We start from the raw sequence: 1,406 nt of genomic DNA on the forward strand, positions 1-1,406 counted from the left end.
GACACCAGTCCAACCTATGGGGTGTTTTTCATGGCGAAGCACGATGAGCGCTTGAAGCTCGAAGTTGTTCAGAAATATTTATCGGGGTCGGCCGGTCACAGGACGCTGGCGCAGCAGTACGGTGTGAGCCGCTCCTGCCTGCGCGGATGGGTCAACGCCTACCGGGAGCACGGCGAGAGCGCGTTGCGCAAGAAGCGCAGCGAGTACAGCGCGCAGTTCAAGATCTCGGTGCTGCAACGCATGAAGCAGCAGGGGTTATCGCAAACGCAAGTGGCCGCGTTGTTCGATTTGCGTGGCGGATCAGGTGTCGTATCGAAGTGGCTGAGCCAGTATCATGAAGGTGGTCCCGAGGCACTCAAACCCAAGCCTCGGGGCCGTCCGAAGAAGATGCCGACTCCCACCCCCCCCAAGAACCTGCCGCCGCAGGCTGACGATGCCAGCGCACTGGAGACGCTGCGCAAAGAAAACGAGTATCTGCGTGCGGAGGTGGCCTACCTAAAAAAAGTGCAGGCCTTGGTTCGGGAAGGCCGGCAGGCTGCGCCCAAAAAGCGCAAGCCGTCCTCGAGCTGAGGCCAGAGCATTCGTTACGCGCACTGCTGAGTGCGGCAAGCCTGTCGCGCAGCACGTTCTACTACCAGGCCAAGGTGCTGCGGTCTGGCGACAGATACGCCAGCTTGAAGACAAGCATCAGGGCAATCTATGAGAGCCACAAAGGCCGCTACGGCTATCGGCGCATCACTGCCCAGCTTCGTCAAGCAGGCCAGGCTGTGAACCACAAGACCGTGCAGCGGCTGATGAACAGCCTTGCCCTGAAGTCACTGGTTCGGCCAAAGAAGTACCGTTCCCACCGAGGCGAGTGCGCCTCATCGCCCAACTTGCTCGATCGCCAGTTCGGTGCAGAGCGACCGAACGAGAAGTGGGTGACCGATGTGACCGAATTCAATGTCCGAGGCAACAAGCTGTACCTGTCGCCGATCATGGACCTCTACAACGGGGAGATCGTGGCCTACGAGATGCAGGAGCGCCCTGTGTACTCGCTCGTAGGGAACATGCTCAGGAAGGCGTTGCGCAAGCTGAAGACCCGCGGCGATGCGCCACTCTTGCACTCCGACCAGGGGTGGCAGTACCAAATGTCCCACTATCGAGAGCAGCTCCACGAGCACGGCTTGACGCAAAGCATGTCCCGCAAAGGCAACTGCCTGGACAACGCGGCCATGGAAAGCTTCTTCGGTACGCTGAAATCGGAATTCTTCTACCTGAACAAGTTCGCAAGCGTTCAGGAGTTGCAGCGCGGCCTGCGCCGCTACATTCATTACTACAACCACCAACGCATCAAGCTCAAACTAAAAGGCCTGAGCCCGGTGCAGTACCGAACTCAGGCCTTGAGCCGCTAGCTTCCAACCGTC

General features: G+C 59.3%; 1 protein-coding gene. It reads left to right on the forward strand.

Annotated features, from left to right (window positions below):
• Positions 1 to 30 precede the first annotated feature (30 nt).
• Positions 31 to 1,394, forward strand: a protein-coding gene (locus ACF8ME_RS11885) for an IS3 family transposase (protein WP_392416605.1) whose coding sequence is annotated in 2 segments (ribosomal slippage) — positions 31 to 523 and positions 523 to 1,394 — 1,365 coding nt in all. Because the reading frame shifts where the segments join, the coding sequence is not laid out codon by codon here.
• Positions 1,395 to 1,406 lie beyond the last annotated feature (12 nt).

The sequence above is a fragment of the Delftia sp. WSY_7 genome (assembly GCF_043104845.1).
Lineage (GTDB): Bacteria > Pseudomonadota > Gammaproteobacteria > Burkholderiales > Burkholderiaceae_C > Comamonas > Comamonas tsuruhatensis.